Source organism: [Actinomadura] parvosata subsp. kistnae (assembly GCF_900323885.1).
Classification (GTDB): domain Bacteria; phylum Actinomycetota; class Actinomycetes; order Streptosporangiales; family Streptosporangiaceae; genus Nonomuraea; species Nonomuraea composti.
Genome location: NZ_OOHJ01000022.1, coordinates 152,383 through 167,668 on the forward strand (window position 1 = coordinate 152,383; position 15,286 = coordinate 167,668).

14 protein-coding genes and 1 riboswitch are annotated in these 15,286 nt (G+C 69.8%); of the genes, 7 read left to right on the plus strand and 7 right to left on the minus strand.

Going from position 1 to position 15,286, the window contains the following annotated elements; genetic code table 11:
• The first annotated feature begins 25 nt into the window (after positions 1 to 25).
• The 6 genes from KIS93_RS43490 to KIS93_RS43515 all read left to right on the plus strand — a co-directional run bounded on the left by KIS93_RS43490 (position 26) and on the right by KIS93_RS43515 (position 5,028).
• Positions 26 to 907 carry an aldo/keto reductase gene (locus KIS93_RS43490; protein WP_080041169.1) on the plus strand — a complete coding sequence of 294 codons (882 nt, stop codon included), beginning with the start codon at positions 26 to 28 and terminating at the stop codon, positions 905 to 907.
• Positions 908 to 1,114: 207 nt separating this feature from the next.
• Entirely contained in the window at positions 1,115 to 1,540 is a 426-nt protein-coding gene (locus KIS93_RS43495; RefSeq protein WP_080041170.1) for a hypothetical protein, read from the plus strand.
• A 52-nt stretch (positions 1,541 to 1,592) separates the two neighbouring features.
• Positions 1,593 to 1,850, plus strand: coding sequence for a cytochrome P450 (locus KIS93_RS43500; RefSeq protein ID WP_155128160.1), 258 nt, complete (start codon positions 1,593 to 1,595; stop codon positions 1,848 to 1,850).
• Positions 1,851 to 1,952: 102 nt separating this feature from the next.
• Complete coding sequence (locus KIS93_RS43505; protein ID WP_080041171.1) at positions 1,953 to 3,242, plus strand: ABC transporter substrate-binding protein; 1,290 nt, start codon at positions 1,953 to 1,955, stop codon at positions 3,240 to 3,242.
• A complete protein-coding gene (locus tag KIS93_RS43510) occupies positions 3,242 to 4,114 on the plus strand; it encodes a carbohydrate ABC transporter permease (RefSeq protein WP_080041172.1) in 873 nt (290 codons plus the stop codon). The genes KIS93_RS43505 and KIS93_RS43510 overlap by 1 nt, the downstream gene beginning before the upstream one ends.
• The gene (locus KIS93_RS43515) at positions 4,111 to 5,028 is read left to right on the plus strand and encodes a carbohydrate ABC transporter permease (protein WP_080041173.1); all 918 of its coding nucleotides are present in this window, start codon (positions 4,111 to 4,113) and stop codon (positions 5,026 to 5,028) included. Before KIS93_RS43510 ends, KIS93_RS43515 begins: the two co-directional genes overlap by 4 nt.
• Before the next feature lie 22 nt (positions 5,029 to 5,050).
• Here KIS93_RS43515 and KIS93_RS43520 read toward each other — a convergent pair whose 3' ends face one another.
• The 6 genes from KIS93_RS43520 to KIS93_RS43545 all read right to left on the minus strand — a co-directional run bounded on the left by KIS93_RS43520 (position 5,051) and on the right by KIS93_RS43545 (position 13,322).
• Positions 5,051 to 6,184, minus strand: a complete 1,134-nt coding sequence (locus KIS93_RS43520; protein ID WP_080041174.1) for a glycosyltransferase family 4 protein — start codon at positions 6,182 to 6,184, stop codon at positions 5,051 to 5,053.
• The gene (locus KIS93_RS43525) at positions 6,151 to 7,821 is read right to left on the minus strand and encodes a M48 family metallopeptidase (RefSeq protein WP_230466420.1); all 1,671 of its coding nucleotides are present in this window, start codon (positions 7,819 to 7,821) and stop codon (positions 6,151 to 6,153) included. The genes KIS93_RS43520 and KIS93_RS43525 overlap by 34 nt, the downstream gene beginning before the upstream one ends.
• Positions 7,822 to 7,832: 11 nt before the next feature.
• A complete protein-coding gene (locus KIS93_RS43530) occupies positions 7,833 to 8,654 on the minus strand; it encodes a gluzincin family metallopeptidase (protein WP_155128163.1) in 822 nt (273 codons plus the stop codon).
• A gap of 113 nt (positions 8,655 to 8,767) precedes the next feature.
• Entirely contained in the window at positions 8,768 to 9,325 is a 558-nt protein-coding gene (locus tag KIS93_RS43535) for a C40 family peptidase (protein ID WP_080041176.1), read from the minus strand.
• A gap of 73 nt (positions 9,326 to 9,398) precedes the next feature.
• A riboswitch (cyclic di-AMP (ydaO/yuaA leader) is annotated at positions 9,399 to 9,564 on the minus strand.
• 1,436 nt (positions 9,565 to 11,000) lie between these two features.
• On the minus strand, positions 11,001 to 11,954 hold the full coding sequence (locus KIS93_RS43540; RefSeq protein ID WP_246005449.1) for a C40 family peptidase: 954 nt from the start codon (positions 11,952 to 11,954) through the stop codon (positions 11,001 to 11,003).
• Positions 11,955 to 12,059: 105 nt separating this feature from the next.
• The gene (locus KIS93_RS43545; protein WP_230466422.1) at positions 12,060 to 13,322 is read right to left on the minus strand and encodes an NYN domain-containing protein; all 1,263 of its coding nucleotides are present in this window, start codon (positions 13,320 to 13,322) and stop codon (positions 12,060 to 12,062) included.
• 204 nt (positions 13,323 to 13,526) lie between these two features.
• Between KIS93_RS43545 and KIS93_RS43550 the strand changes: the two genes are divergently transcribed.
• A complete protein-coding gene (locus tag KIS93_RS43550; protein WP_080041179.1) occupies positions 13,527 to 14,603 on the plus strand; it encodes a phosphotransferase family protein in 1,077 nt (358 codons plus the stop codon).
• Here the strand turns inward: KIS93_RS43550 and KIS93_RS43555 are convergent.
• Positions 14,585 to 15,253, minus strand: a complete 669-nt coding sequence (locus KIS93_RS43555) for a response regulator (RefSeq protein WP_168010214.1) — start codon at positions 15,251 to 15,253, stop codon at positions 14,585 to 14,587. The genes KIS93_RS43550 and KIS93_RS43555 overlap by 19 nt on opposite strands.
• Positions 15,254 to 15,286 lie beyond the last annotated feature (33 nt).

Consider the following 15,286-nt stretch of genomic DNA (forward strand, 5'->3'; position numbering starts at 1 on the left):
GATGTGAAGTCCTAGCGTGACGGCCATGAGAGAAATTCCACGTGAGAGCTTCGTCATCGGCGGCGACCTTCCGGTGAGCAGGATCGGCTACGGCGCGATGCGGCTGGCCGACGGACCCGAGCCGGCGCCGTCCGCCACGGAGGCGCACATCTGGCGTCCCCCGGCCGACCGGGAGGCCGCCGTCGCCCTCCTGCGCAGGGCCGTCGAGCTGGGGGTGGACCTGTTCGACACGGCCGACGCCTACGCCCTGGGCGCCAACGAGGAGCTGATCGCCGAGGCGCTGCACCCGTACGAGGGGAGCGTGACGGTGGCCACCAAGGTCGGCGTGGTGCGTCCGTCGCCCACGGAATGGGTCACCCACGGCCACCCGGCCTACCTGCGCCAGCAGGCGGAGCTGGCGCTGCGGCGGCTGCGCGTCGAGCGCATCGACCTGCTCCAGTTGCACCGCATCGACCCGGAGTACCCGCTGGAGGACCAGCTCGGCGCGCTCAAGCAGCTCAAGGACGAGGGCAAGGTGCGCCACATCGGCCTGTCGGAGGTCGGCGTGGACGAGCTGCGCCGGGCCTCGGAGATCACGCCGATCGCGAGCGTCCAGAACCTGTACAACCTGAGCACCCGCGAGCACGACCCCGTCGTGGACTACGCGGCCGAGCACGGGATCGCGTTCCTGCCGTGGTTCCCGTTCGCGGCCGGAGCGCACGCGGGGCCTGGCAGCCCGCTGGCGGAGGTGGCGGCCGAGATCGGGGTCACGGCGGCGCAGGCGTCGCTGGCCTGGCTGCTGCACCGCTCCCCCACGGTGATCCCGATCCCGGGGACGTCCTCGGTCGGACATCTGGAGGAGAATGTGCGCGCTTTGTCGGTGAAACTGACGGATGACCAGTTCGAGCGACTTTCTCGGGCTATTTAGCCAAATGCGGCGAATACCGCTTCTGAGAGACGCCACAAGAAAGGAGGATTATTCCGAATTGCGCCCCGTTTGTGCCGCCTGACCAGCAGAATCTCCATTCGATTTCACCTTACGTACGGCAAATCTCGGGGTATTCTCATGGCGACGAAGGGGACCGGAGATCCATTACATCCCCGGTCCCAAGACCTAACGTTAGGGGAGACTTCCATGAGCATCAAGGACTCCGGCACCGAGTTTGTCACCAAGGTGCACAACGAGCTGGTCCAGATCCGGGCAAACCAGATCGAGCTTGGCGAAGACCTTACGAAGCGCATCAACGACGTCGCCAACCGGGTCAAGAAGCTGGACAGCAGGATGGAGGTCCGCTTCGCCAAGGTCGACAAGCGACTCGACGCCATCGACACCCGCCTCAACACCATCGACACCCGGCTCGGCGCCATCGACACCCGCCTCGACACCATGGACACCAGGCTCGACACCTTGGACACGCGACTCGGGAATCTCGAGCACGGAGTCGCCGACCTCAAGGCAGCACAGGAGACGATGGAGAAGAACCAGCAGTCCATCGCCACCACCCAGCTGGAGATGCTCGACATCCTCGTCACCATCCAGCGCAAGCTCGACGTGAACTGACCCCAACCCCAAGGGCGGGCTCCCGGCGCGAAGCCGGGGGCCCGCCCTGGTCATGTCCGCCACCGCTCGATCGGCTGCGGGCGGGCAACAGCCTGATCGCCGTGTCCGCGACGCCCGCCACCACGTGGCCTTCGGCTACGGCATCCACCAGTGCCTGGGGCAGAACCTCGCCCGGCTGGAGCTGGAGATCGTCTTCGGCACGCTGTTCACCCGCCTACCGAGGCTGCGGGTGGCGGTGCCGGTGGCGGAGCTGCCGTTCCAGACCGACGGGATCATGTTCGGGCTGCACGAGTTGCCGGTTTTCTGGTAAGTGGCGAGATCTGTGCGTTGACAGTCAGAAATGTTCGCTTTTCGATGAAGGAAGGTGAGTGAACTCGGGGGATTCTGACGGTCCAGCTAGGAGGAACCCACCATGAACCAACGGCCGCCGATCTCACGCCGCAATCTCCTGCTGGGCACCGCCGCCGCGTTCGGCGTCCCCGCGATTCTGGCCGGATGCGGCTCCGGCAACCCGGCCCCCGCCCCCGGTGGGTCGGCGGGCAGCAAGCTCGGCACGGTCACGATCGGGTCGAACGCCTCCGACGAGATCCCGAAGAAGTCCCTCGAAACCGTGGTCAAGGGCTTCACCCAGGCCACGACGAGGATCAACACCGTCGACCACAACACGTTCCAGGAGAACATCAACCGCTACCTGCGGGGCACGCCCGACGACGTGTTCACCTGGTTCGCCGGCTACCGCATGCAGTTCTTCGCCGAGCAGGGGCTGGCCGTCGACATCTCCGACGTGTGGCAGGAGATCGGCGGGAACTACACGCAGGCGTTCAAGGACCAGTCGACCGGCGTGGACGGCAAGCAGTACTTCGTCCCGTTCACCTACTACCCGTGGGCGGTCTTCTACCGCAAGAGTCTGTGGCAGGAGAAGGGGTACGAGCCGCCGGCCACGCTGGACGAGCTCACCGCGCTGGCGAAGAAGATGAAGGCCGACGGGCTGATCCCGATCGCGTTCGCCGACAAGGACGGCTGGCCGGCAATGGGCACGTTCGACATCCTCAACCTGCGCACGAACGGCTACGACTTCCACATCTCGCTCATGGGCGGCAAGGAGTCGTGGACGGATCCGCGGGTCAAGCAGGTGTTCGACACGTGGCGGGGGCTGATGGAGTACCACCAGCCGGCGGCTCTGGGCCGGACGTGGCAGGAGGCCGGGCAGTCGCTGGCGCAGAAGAAGACCGGGATGTACCTGCTGGGCATGTTCGTCGCCCAGCAGTTCCCCGAGGCCGACCGCGACGACCTCGACTTCTTCACCTTCCCGGAGATCAACCCGGCGTACGGGACGGACTCGATCGACGCCCCCATCGACGGCTACATGATCTCCGCCAAGGCCAAGAACGTGGAGGGCGCCAAGGCGCTGCTCAAGCACTTCGCGCAGCCGTCGTCCCAGGACATCGCGACGAAGCTGGACCCGGGCACGCTGGCGGCCAGCTCGAAGGCCGACACCTCCGGCTACAGCGCGCTGCAGAAGCGCGGCGCGGAGCTGGTGTCCAAGGCCACGCACATCGCGCAGTTCCTCGACCGTGACACGCGGCCCGACTTCGCCTCCACGGTGATGATCCCGTCGTTGCAGTCGTTCGTCAGCAAACCCAACGAGATCGACTCCTTGCTGGCGAGCATCGAGAAGCAGAAGGCGAACATCTTCCGCTGATGGCCGTCAAGACCCGTCGCTACTCCGCCCGCGACGTGACCATCCTGGTCATCGGGCTGGGGGTGGCCATCGCCGTCAACGTGAGCGTCATCTGGGGGCCCACGCTGGCCTCCATCGGGCTGTCCGGCACCGGCTGGAACGGGATCGGGCCCATCGAGTGGATCGGCGGCCAGAACTACCACGACCTGGCGGCCGAGTACCCGCCGTTCTGGTCGGCGGTCCGCAACAACGTATTGTGGCTGGGCTTCCTCGGGCTGGTGGCGACGCCGTTCGGGCTGTTCTGCGCGGTGCTGCTGGACCGGCGGCTGCGGATGTCGCGCTTCTACCAGAGCGCCCTGTACATGCCGGTCGTGCTGTCGCTGGCCGTCGTGGGCTTCATCGCGCAGCTCGTCTACTCCTCCGACTACGGCGTGCTGAACGCGGTGACCGGGCTGAACGTGGACTGGCTGGGCGACCGCGCCATCAACATCTGGGTCGTGATGATCGCGGCCGGCTGGCGGCACGTCGGCTACGTCATGATCATCTATCTGGCGGGGCTCAAGGCGGTCGATCCCGCGCTGAAGGAGGCCGCGGCCATCGACGGGGCGAACGAGCGGCAGGCGTTCTTCCGCGTGGTGTTCCCGACGCTGCGGCCCGTCAACGTGATCGTCCTGGTGATCACGGTGATCGAGGCGCTGCGGGCCTTCGACATCGTCTACGCCATCAACAAGGGCAGGAACGGCCTGGAGCTGCTGTCGGTGCTCGTCACCGAGAACATCGTGGGCGAGGCCAGCAGGATCGGGTTCGGCTCGGCGATCGCGGTGATCCTGCTGGTGATCTCGATGGGGTTCATCGTCGCGTACCTGTCGCAGATGTTCAGGGAGGAGCGATGACGCTCACCGCGCCCGCCGCCGCTCCCCCGGCTCAGACGCGGCGGCCACCGGTCCGGCGCCCCGTCCGGCCGCTGCGGGTCCTGCTGCACGTCTTCCTCACGCTGGTGGCGCTGGGGTGGCTGCTGCCGCTGGTGCTCGCCGTGTACGCGTCGCTGCGTCCGTACGAGGAGACCGCCCGCCTGGGGTACGTCTCGCTGCCGGAGCACCTCACGCTCGACTACTACGCGCAGGCGTGGACGCAGGCCGAGCTGCCCCGCTACTACCTCAACACGTTGATCATCGTGCTGCCGGCAGTGGTGGTGACGCTGCTGCTGGCCTCGTTCACCGCGTTCGCGATCGCCCGGCTGCGCATCCCGGGGCGCAGGACGTTGCTGATCGTGTTCACGGCGGGCAACCTGCTGCCGCCGCAGGTGCTCATCACGCCGCTCTACACGCTCTACACGATGGTGCCGCTGCCGTCGTGGCTGTCGGACTCGCAGTCGCTCTATGACTCCTACCTGGGGCTGATCCTCGTCCACGTGGCGTTCCAGTTCGGCTTCTGCGTCTTCGTGATGGCGAACTTCATGCGCACGATCCCCGAGGAGATCAACGAGGCGGCGCTGGTGGACGGGGCGGGGGTGTGGAAGCGGTACTGGCGGCTGACGCTGCCGCTGTGCCGGCCGGTGCTGGCGGCGCTGTCCACGCTGCAGTTCACCTGGATGTACAACGACTTCCTGTGGGCGCTGGTGCTGATGTCGTCGGGCGACAAGCTGCCCGTCACCTCGGCGCTGAACAACCTGCGCGGCCAGTTCTTCACCGACTACAACCTGCTGGCCGCCGGCTCGATGCTGGTGGCGCTGCCGACCCTGATCGTCTTCCAGCTCCTGCACAAACAGTTCGTGGCGGGGCTCACGCTGGGCGCCACCAAAGGCTAGAGCGGCTCACGCCGGGCTCCACTCAAGGCTGGAGCAGCTTTTGGAAGCGGGCGGCCACGTGCTCCCACGCCCACGCGCGGGCGACCCAGTCACGGCCGCCCGCGCCCATTTTGCGGCACTTGTCGGGGTCGGTGAGCAGCTCGACGACGGCCTGCGCCACCTCGCCCACGTCCTCCCCGTTCACGACCAGCCCCGTCTCGCCGGGCCGGACCGCGTCGGGCGCGCCGCCGGACGCGCCCGCCACCACCGGCAGCCCCGTCGCGGACGCCTCCAGGAACACGATCCCGAGCCCCTCCACGTCCACCCCCTTCAGCCGGGTGCGGCACGGCATCGCGAACACGTCCGCCGCCGCGTAGTAGCCGGGCAGGTCGGCCGCCGGCACCGTGCCGGTGAACCTGATCGACTCCTGCCCCGCCGCCATCCGCTCCAGCTTCCTGCGGTACGGGCCGCCGCCCACCAGCAGCAGCACCGCGTCCGGCACCGAGCGCAGCACGTGGGGCCAGGCCCTGATGAGCTGGTCCTGGCCCTTGCGCGGCACCAGCCGCGACACGCACACCACGACGGGCCGCCCGCCGAGCCCCAGCTCGGCCGGGGCCACCCCCGGATGGAACTGGCCGACGTCCACGCCGGGCGCCAGCCGGACCAGCTTGCCCGCAGGGACCGCCGCGGCCAGCCGCCTGCGCGTGTACTCGCCCAGGTAGGTCACCACGTCGGCGTGCCCGCCGATCCTGCGCAGCACCGCGCGGAAGCCCGGCGAGATCGCCCACGACGCCTCGTGGCCGTGGGTGAGCATCACCACCCGCCGCGCGCCCGCGCGGCGCAGGCGCGGCGCCAGCAGGCCCAGCGGCGCCGCCGCCCCGAACACCACGGCCCGCGCGCCGTGCTCGGCCACCAGCCCGGCCGCCGTACGGGCGACGGCCGGGGTGGGCAGCATGAGCCGGGTCGGGTGCCGCACGACCGGGAACGGCTGGCGCCGGTCGAACTCCTCGGCACCCGGCCAGGCGGGCGCGTAGACCACGGCGCCCGGTGTGCGCAGCGCCAGCCCGTGCACGAACGACTGGATCCCGCCCGGCCTGGGCGGGAAGTCGTTCGTCACGAAGAGGACGCTGCCGGTGGAGCTGGTCACGGCTCGGGCGCGCCGTTCAGCTTGGCCCATGCGCGGGCCATCGCGATGCGCTCGGGGCCGGAGGGATGGGAGGCATAGAGGATATATTCCACCGCATCCGGCGACAGGTCGGAAATATTCGTCACGGCGAGCCGTTTCTGCATGGCGATGAACGTGGCCGGATCCCTGGTCAGGTCGAGCGCGTGCACGTCGGCCCTGGCCTCGATGTGCCGGCTGATCACGTTCTGGCCCGGGCCCATGATGAGCGAGCCGACCGTCATGAGGCCCATGACCACGCCCACCGAGCGCGGATCGGCGATCGAGGCGACGCCGGTGCGCCGCCGTACCGAACCGAAGACCAGGAACAGCGCGACCGCGCCGAACGCGGCGCCCAGGGCGCCGATGAGCGTGCCGTACAGCACGTCGTCGTACTTCGCGTGGCCCAGCTCGTGCGCCACGACCAGCTCGACCTCCCGCTGCGGGGCCCGCAGCAGCGTGTCGTAGACGACGATGCGGCGCGTGGCGCCGAAGCCCGACACGTACGCGTTGAGCGCCGTCGTGCGGCGCGAGGCGTCGGCCACCAGCACGTCCTCGACCGGGACGCCGTCACGGGCCGCCATGTCCAGCAGGTTCGTGCGCAGGGAGCCCTGCGGCATCGAGGTGAAGTCGTTGAACAGCGGCTCGAACACCACCGGGTACACGAACGACGTCACGATCGTCAGCGCGAACGCGCCCACCGCCGCCGGGATCCACCAGCGCCTGACCTTGCGCGCCAGCGCCACCAGGGCCAGCAGCATGACGCAGAGCAGGAACGCCTCCACGCCCAGGTTCTTCAGCCGATCCGCCGTCCAGCTGCCCCAGCCCTGGATGGACAGGCCGTAGTTGCGCAGGATCGTCTCGAACCACATCCCGAGCGGCCACCTGACGAGCTCCGTGATCGCGGTGATCACCAGCGCGCCGAGCACCACCCGCACCCACCACGGGCCGCGCAGCCTGCCCAGCACCCTGGCGCTGAACGGGGTGGCGATCAGGATCCCCGCGATGACGACCGTCAGGCCCAGCGAGAGGTAGCTCGGCAGCGTCGTGGCCGCGTCGAACGCCTGCGACCTGGCGATCTGGGCGGCGTCGAAGTCGCGCGCCGGGTCCGGCGGGCCGCCGGTCAGCACCCGCCACGGCGTGCTGAAGGCCGACACGGCCAGGATCACGACGCCCAGCAGGACCAGCGCGATGGCCGCCGGGCGCGTCGCCCCGGCGTCCTCGGAGGCTGCCGCCGTCACGGGCACCTCCTCACGATGCCCTTCCGCACGCTCCTCATTCAGCGACGGCGGTGCGAACGTCACGGTGTCGTCGCTCGCGGGCACCCCGGCGGTCGCCTGAGCTCGGGCCTGTGTTCGGGCCTGGGCGGGCGCCTCCGCGGCCGCCGCCGGCCCGCTCTCCCCCGGCACCGCGGCCGCCACAGGCTCGCTCTTTCCCGGCACCGCGGCCGCCGCCGGCTCGCTCTCCCCCGGCGCCATCGTCCCTCCGCCGAGGTGCGGGCGTCCGGCGGGGACGGCGTCCTCCGATTCCGCCGCCTCCTCGTCCGCGTGCCCGGCGGCCCCCACGGCGGCCATCGCCCCATCCGGTATTCGGGCCTCCCCGGTCACCTCGTCTTCCCGCGCCGCGTCATCGGCGTCTCTCCGATCGCTCATCTGCCTCCCCTTCACACGAGCCGATCCCGCACGTACGTGCGCCACCGTGCCGTCAGTGTGGCGACGGAGAGCCCCAGCGAGGCGAGCGCCCGATCGACGCCCGCCACCCGGGCTTCACGGTAGAGCCTCACCAGGGTCCCCTCACCGAACCGGTCAGCGAGGAAGCGACACGCCAGCCAGGCCTCCTGGTACGCCCGGGCAAGGCGGCCGGGGTCGGCCCCGTTCGCGGCGAAAGCCTCAGGGCCGGGCAAAGCGTTCGGCAGGTGTCCGGCTCGTACCTCGGCCGCCAGTTCGGCGGCGGCCGTCGCGACGGGCAGCCCGGAATCGCGGTAGCCGACGTAGTCGGCGAAACCCTCGTACAGCCAGACGGGCACGCCGCCGGTGCCGGCGACGACGTGGGTCAGCTCGTGGGTCAGGACGACGTCCCTGCCGGTGCGGTTGAGCGTGGCGAACGCCTCCGGCACGACGATCACGCGCCGCCCGTCGGCGACCGCCGCCAGCCCGTCGAAGGGGGTGGTGCGGGCCAGGCGCGCGGCGTCCCGTCCGGACTCCGGCAGGACGATCAGCGGCCGTACGGGCCGGCCGAGCACACCCGAGACCCGCGCCCCCGCACTGTCGGCCGCACGCGCCAGCTCATCCAGCGACGCGGGCGAAGCGCCGGCCGGCCCCACGACCGTGGAGCGGGCACCGCGGCTCACAGCCGTCCGCCGCCCCGGCCACAGATCGCGCAGCTCGGGAGGAAGGATAGGGGAACCGGGCAGCGGAGCGGCGGCGGCGGGCACGAGGATCAGCAGCCCCGCCACCACGGCCCGCCGGCTCACCCGCTCCAACACGATGCCCGATCGTAGTGGCCCAGGCCGCGCCGAGCTTCAGAGCGTAAGCCCCCGAACAGGCGAGAGCCCCGTCCGGATCCAGGAAATCCTCCAAGAATCCGAACGGGGCTTCTTCACATGCCGGGACGAACCGCGCCGACAAAGGACGATCGGCGCCATCCGCTCAGCTTGTCGATGCGTACCCGTTCACCTGTCCGCGGCGAGTGGATCATCTTGCCCTTGCCGACGTACATGCCGACGTGGCCGAGCCCGCTGAAGAACATCAGGTCGCCGGGACGCAGATTGCGCCACGAGACCTTGTGCCTGATGCGGGCGAACTGGCTGCTCGCCACGCGCGGGAGCTTGATGCCGGCCTTCTTCCAGGCGAACTGGACGAGACCGGAGCAGTCAAACGAACCAGGCCCTGTGCCTCCGTACCGGTACGGGTCACCGATCTGGTTCTTGGCCACGGCGACGGCCTTGCGGGCCTTCGCTTGCTGCCGAGCGAGCCTGGCCGCCCTTCGCTGGGCGGTCGTGGCCTTCCTGGACGACTTGGCCGTGCTCGCCACCGCTCTGCTCATCGCCGCGGTGCTCGTCACTGCCTTGACCGTCATCGGAACGGCCGCATCACTCGTCGTCTCCGCCCGAGCCGTTGGGGCATGGAGGACCAAACCTCCGGCCGTCACGGTCATCGTGAGTGCAACGCCACTCAGGGCAAGGCGGGACAGGCGGGGGTTCTGCAGGGGACTAGACAGGATTTCTCCTTGTGTCTTCCACGAACGCCTACCGGGTTAGCTGACGGATTCGGGCGTGGAAGTCGCCCTACGGCACGCATGGGCGCGCCGATTCACCCCTGATCCCTTGGGGACTTGGGATCGCTGGGTCCCCGGCTCCGTGCCTCCTGGCTGCACGGATTCGGCAGGCCGCCCTGGCCCCGACGCGAACTTGCTGGTGTGGGGATGGTCGGGGGGCGACCGGCGGATTTTTATCTGTCTCACATCGGGAGGGACCGATGCGGGTTCGCGGGGACATGGCTTGTTCACCGCGACGACGCCAGAAGCTACGCCGAAAGGTCACGGATCGGCAAAGGGTGAGTTCGGCTGTAAAGATCAGACAGGAGGGTTTGTCAGGATCGAAACCCCTGCTGGAACATCGGGCCCCGTTACCAAAATGTGACCCTCCTCACACTTCGGGATTGACACATTTGTCAGGTCCCACCAGTCACATCCGTCACATTTGCCACACTTCAAACGTGAATAACGCCACTGGGAGCGCTCCCGCTCCTTCCGTCCTGTGATGCGCGTTATGCCATGGGAAGTATGGGTACCTACGGCTCCAGCCGTATTCATCCCCGCTGACTAATGGGCCTCTCTGAGAACCTCGCGAGCCCGTATCTACGATGCGGCATCGTAGATGTACCGGCCCCGCCTCAGACCCCGCCGTTTCATGCGACCACTCACGCAACAGGCACCTCTAAGCGCACCGCGGGACACGACGCGGCGCACGGCGCAGCGCATGACGCAGTGCACGGCGCAACGCACGAACGCAGGGCACGACGCAGGGCACGGAGCGGCGCCCCACCACGCGGCGCACGACAAAGCGCCCTACTACGCGGCCCGCACAGGGGGCACTGCGCCCCGGCAGGCAGGTTTCGCATGCCTATCCGGCGCCGGGTCGGCGGGACGGTGTGCGGTGGGGCTCGGCGCAAGGCGTACGGCGCCCAAGGCGGGCTCTACAGCCGTATCGGACAATCGCGCTAAGCACCGCGCCGGCCACCCTGCCGCCGGCATGACGCGGTCCAGCCGCCACGCCCGGCGACCCCTGCGAACCTCCCTGGCGCTACCCGCCGCAGCCGGACACGCCACAGAGCACCATCACGCCCCCATGCAGCACCCCTCGCACGTGCCCACCTTGAGCACCGCACACCTTGCGCCGAGCTCCACCGCACACCACCCCGCCGACCCGGCGCCAAGCAGGGCACGCGAAAGCGCGCCCGGCGCCGCCAAGCGCCACCGCCGCCCACCGCCTTGCCGACCCAGCGTCGCTAAACGCCACTGCCACACACCGCCCCACCGACCCGGCATCGCCAAGCGCCACCGTCTCACACCACCCCGCCGACCCGGCGTCAGACTGGTGCGCGGTCGAACGTGGCGTGCCGGGCGCAGTGCCGCCACAGCCGTGCTGGGCCATCGCGCTGGGCACCACGCCGGCCACCATGCGGCCAGACGGACGCCGTACAGCCGCCGCGTCAGGCGACCCCTTCCACCACCCTGGCGCGTCGCGCGTGACCGCAACCGTACGTGACCGAAACCCGGGCGGTCAGGGACCGAAATCGGCCCTCACCCACCCCCGCGCGAAAGCGGACGATTACGGGCGGACCGCGCCCACCAGCGACCGCCCGTAAGAGGAGAGCTTGACGACCTTGACGACGTCGCCCGTCTGCGGCGCATGGACGATCTGCCCGTTACCCGCATACATGCTGACGTGTCCCAAACCCTCGCTGAAGATCAGATCCCCAGGCTGAAGCGCGTCGAGCGATACCCGGCGGCTGGCCCCCCACGACCACTGCTGCCACGTCGTGCGCGGCAGCGAGACGCCGGCCGCCGCCCAGGCCGCCTGGGTGAGGCCGGAGCAGTCGTAGCCGCGCGGCCCGGTGCCGCCGTAGATGTACGGCTTGCCCACCTGTGCGTACGCGAAGCGCAGGGCGGCCGCGGCGCTGCCGGAGGCGGGGCCGGTGTACTTGATGCCGACGCTGTTGGGGTTGCCGGGGTTGTAGGCGCCCAGCTTCTTGAGGAGTTTCTTCTGCTCGGCGATGAGCTTGCGGATCTCGGAGCGTTCCTTCTCGACGGCGTCGCGTTCCTTGTCGGCCTCTTCGAGCGCCACCTCGGCCTTGTCGCGCTCGGCCTTGAGCCCCTTGTTCTCGCGGTCGAAGGCGGCCAGTTTCTCGGCTCGTTCCTGCGAGAGCTGGCCGGCCACCGCCCATCCGGTGAGCATGGCGGAGGGGTTGTTCGTGTTGAAGAGGCCGGGCCAGGAGGTGACGTCCTCGCCGAGTTTGTAGCTCTCGACGGCCATCCCGATCACTTGTGAGCGCAGGTCGGCGACGGTCGCCAGCTTGCGCTTGTAGCTGTCGTTCAGCTTCGTGTAGGTGGTCTTGGCCTTTTTGTAGCGCTCGTTCGCCTGGTTGAACTGCTCGACGACCTTGTCGGCCTTGTCGTTGAGCTTCTCGAGCTTGGCCTTGGCCTGCGCCAAGGTGGGGCGAGGATCGGCGTGAGCGGCTCCCGTCTGGGACAGCACCAGTCCGAACGCGAGACCCGCGGCCACCGGTACCCGGCCAAACCTCACTGTATCGCCTCCCAGGGATTACACCTGGGGCGAAATAGTACAGAAGTGGCAGGCGGGGTATTGCCAAACCTACCAATTCGTAATTTATGCGCGGCCGAGCCGGCGCAGCAGCAAGCCAGACGGAACGGGTCTGGCGCCCATGCGCCTGACGGACTCGGCCACCTCCCGGTCGGAGGACACCACGGCGATGGCGCGGCCGGGCGGCTCCGCGCGTACGAGCTGGCGGATGAGGTCGTCGGCGATCTCGCCCGGCGCGCTGAACAGCACCCGCACCCCGCGCGGCGCCACCACCTGCACCGGCGCGTTGAGCTCGGCCCCGTCGAACACCACGGTCACCTCGACCCGGGTCTGCGCCACCAGCCCGCCCAGCGAGGTCATGAGGCGGGTGCGCTGGTCGGCGAGGGTGAGGGTGCCGTAGCCGGTCTTGGTGACGTTGTAGCCGTCGATGATCAGGTGCACCTGTGGCAGCGCGAGGAGCTGGTCGAGGAGCTGCGGGTCGTCGTCGGCCAGGGCGCGCGCGGGCACGCCCCGCACGTTGGGGCGCTCGCCGGTGACGGCGGCGACCGAGTCGGCGGGGCGGCTGATCGTGGTGGGCAGGGCGAGCTCGCGGCGCAGCCCGGCCGAGGCGTCTTGGAGGGCGTCGAGGAGCACGCGGATGCGGGCGTCCTCGATGCTTCTGCCCTCGCGGGCGGCGCGGCGGGAGGCTTCGAGCTGTTTCTCCACGTCGGCCAGGCGCTCGCGCAGCCGGCGCAGCTCGGACTCGCCGGCGCTGCCGGCGGCGGTGGCGGCCGTGCGGGCCTCCTCGGCCGCGCGCTCCATCTCCTCGGCCCTGCGTGTGGCGGCCTTGGCCCGCTCGCGCGCGTCGTGCAGCTTGCGGCGCAGGTCGGAGTTCTCCGCGCGGGCCGCCTTGATCTGCTCGCGCAGCCGGTCGGCCTCCTCCTTGGCGGCGCTCTTCTGCGCGGCGAGCTGCTCGCGCAGCCGCGTGACGGTCTCCTCGCGCTCCAGGTCTTCGGCGGCGACCGCCGACTGCTCCAGGTCGGCGCGGGCGGTCTCGATCATCTCCGCCCAGCCGGGCGGTCTGGTGAGGTACGCGGCGGCGGCCACGAGCACGGGGTCGGCGGCCGGCGGGATGTTGCCCTCGGCGAGCGAGGCGACCAGCTCGGGCCAGCCGGCGGCCACGGACTCGGCGACCAGCTCGCGGAACTTCTTGTCGTTCTCGAGCTGCGCGGCGATGGGCGCCCCGCCCAGCTTGGCCCGCTTGCGGGGGTCGAACTTGGCGATGCCTCTCAGGGGCGGCGGGATGGTGGCAGCGGGCATCGAGCCGAGGACCTGGGAAGCCAGATCCACGACATTGAGCCGCACCTGCTCGGGAAGCGGGCGAGACAGGCCTTCACCCGCTGAACTCATCCCACTTGTCCCTTCGTGACATGCCCTTTCAGACAAGGGTACGGCTGTTGCGTACCTGACCGTAACGGCCACCTCTATATGGACAAGCGCTTGCTAGGGGGTATACGACTGTCGAAGGGCAGATGTCCAACCGGGAGGCACACCGTGACGGAACAGCTCCGCACCTCCACCCGTGACCTGGAAGAACTGCGGAAACGCGCCACCGTCTGGCTCCGCTCCCGGGTCGGCGCGGACGCCACGGTGTCCGAGATGTCCAGGCCGTCGGAAAACGGGCTGTCAAGCGAGACCCTGTTCTTCACCGCCACCTGGGACGGGCAGGGTACGCGCTGCGTAGCGAGGCTCGCACCTGCGGTGGAAGCCGTTCCGGTTTTCCCCTCGTACGATTTGCGGGCCCAGTTCCACATCATGCGCCTGGCCAGGGAAAAAGCTGGAATCCCAGCGCCCAGGGCCCTCTGGTTCGAGCCGGACCCCGAGCCGCTCGGCACCCCGTTCTTCGTCATGGAGCGGGCCGAGGGCGAGGTGCCGCCCGACGTGATGCCGTACACGTTCGGCGGCTGGCTGCACGACGCCTCCCCCGAGGACCAGCGCCGGCTGCAGGACGAGAGCGTGCGGCTCCTGGCGGCGCTGCACCAGACCGCGTTCACCCCGGAGGAGCTGGCCCCGTTCGGGGCCGCCGGGCTGCGCGCGCACGTCGAGGCGCAGCGCGCCTACTACGCATGGGCCCACGGCGAGTGCCGCGTCCCGCTGCTGGAGCGCGCGTTCGGCTGGCTGGAGGAGCACTGGCCGGACGACCCCGGCCCCGACGTGCTCACCTGGGGCGACGCCCGGATCGGCAACGTGATGTACCAGGACTTCACCCCCGTCGCGGTGCTCGACTGGGAGATGGCCGCCGTCGGGCCGCGCGAGCTGGACCTGTCATGGATGATCTTCCTGCACCGCTTCTTCCAGGACATCACGGTCGGCGCGGGCCTGCCCGGCATGCCCGGGTTCATGCGCCGCGAGGACGTCTGCCGCACCTACCGCGAGCTGACCGGCTACGAGCCGCGCGACCTCGCCTTCTACGAGATGTACGCGGCCCTGCGGCACGGCGTCATCATGGCCAGGATCTGGCACCGCAGGATCCACTTCGGCGAGCTGACCATGCCCGACGACCCCGACGACCTGGTGCTGCACCGCGCCACCATCGAGGAGCTGCTCGGCGGCTACGAGGCCGCGTCGTAGACCAGCAGCGCCACCTGCACCCGGTTGTTGAGCCCCAGCTTGGTGAGGATGCGCGAGACGTGCGCCTTGACCGTGGGCACGCTCATGTAGAGCTCGCGGCCGATGTCGGCGTTCGACTTGCCCTGGCCGACGGCCATGGCCACCTCGCGCTCGCGCTCGCTGAGCCGTTCGAGCAGCTTCCTGGCGCGCTCGCCGCGCTCCTCGCCCGGCCCGCCGCCGTCGGAGACGTGCGTGATGAGCTGCCGCGTCACCGCCGGCGACAGGATCGGCTCGCCCGCCGCCACCTTCCTGATGGCCTGCACCAGGTCGCCCGGCGCGATGTCCTTCAGCAGGAACCCGGCCGCCCCCGCCCGCAACGCCCGCAACACCTGCGCGTCGGCGTGGAACGTGGTCAGCACCACCACCTCGGGCGGCTCGGACGTGCGGCGCAACGTCTCGGTGGCGGTCAGGCCGTCGATGCCGGGCATACGGATGTCCATCAGCACGACGTCGGGCCGGTGCTCGCCCACCAGCGGCGGCACCTCGGACCCGTCGGCCGCCTCCGCCACGATCTCGATGTCGGCCACGCCGCCGAGGATCATCGACAGCCCGGCCCGCACCATCGCGTCGTCGTCCACGATCAGCACCCTGATCGGCCCGTCACCCGTCACGCCGCGCTCCCCCCGTTCCGTCCCCGGTCATGC

Bases quoted from the DNA above. Each gene is read 5' to 3' on its own strand.
- KIS93_RS43535 (WP_080041176.1), bottom strand. From the start codon at position 9,325: ATGACCGTGACGGCCGGAGGTTTGGTCCTCCATGCCCCAACGGCTCGG.
- KIS93_RS43500 (WP_155128160.1), top strand. From the start codon at position 1,593: ATGTCCGCCACCGCTCGATCGGCTGCGGGCGGGCAACAGCCTGATCGC.
- KIS93_RS43495 (WP_080041170.1), top strand. From the start codon at position 1,115: ATGAGCATCAAGGACTCCGGCACCGAGTTTGTCACCAAGGTGCACAAC.
- KIS93_RS43490 (WP_080041169.1), top strand. From the start codon at position 26: ATGAGAGAAATTCCACGTGAGAGCTTCGTCATCGGCGGCGACCTTCCG.
- KIS93_RS43520 (WP_080041174.1), bottom strand. From the start codon at position 6,184: ATGGGCCAAGCTGAACGGCGCGCCCGAGCCGTGACCAGCTCCACCGGC.
- KIS93_RS43510 (WP_080041172.1), top strand. From the start codon at position 3,242: ATGGCCGTCAAGACCCGTCGCTACTCCGCCCGCGACGTGACCATCCTG.
- KIS93_RS43505 (WP_080041171.1), top strand. From the start codon at position 1,953: ATGAACCAACGGCCGCCGATCTCACGCCGCAATCTCCTGCTGGGCACC.
- KIS93_RS43515 (WP_080041173.1), top strand. From the start codon at position 4,111: ATGACGCTCACCGCGCCCGCCGCCGCTCCCCCGGCTCAGACGCGGCGG.
- KIS93_RS43525 (WP_230466420.1), bottom strand. From the start codon at position 7,821: ATGAGCGATCGGAGAGACGCCGATGACGCGGCGCGGGAAGACGAGGTG.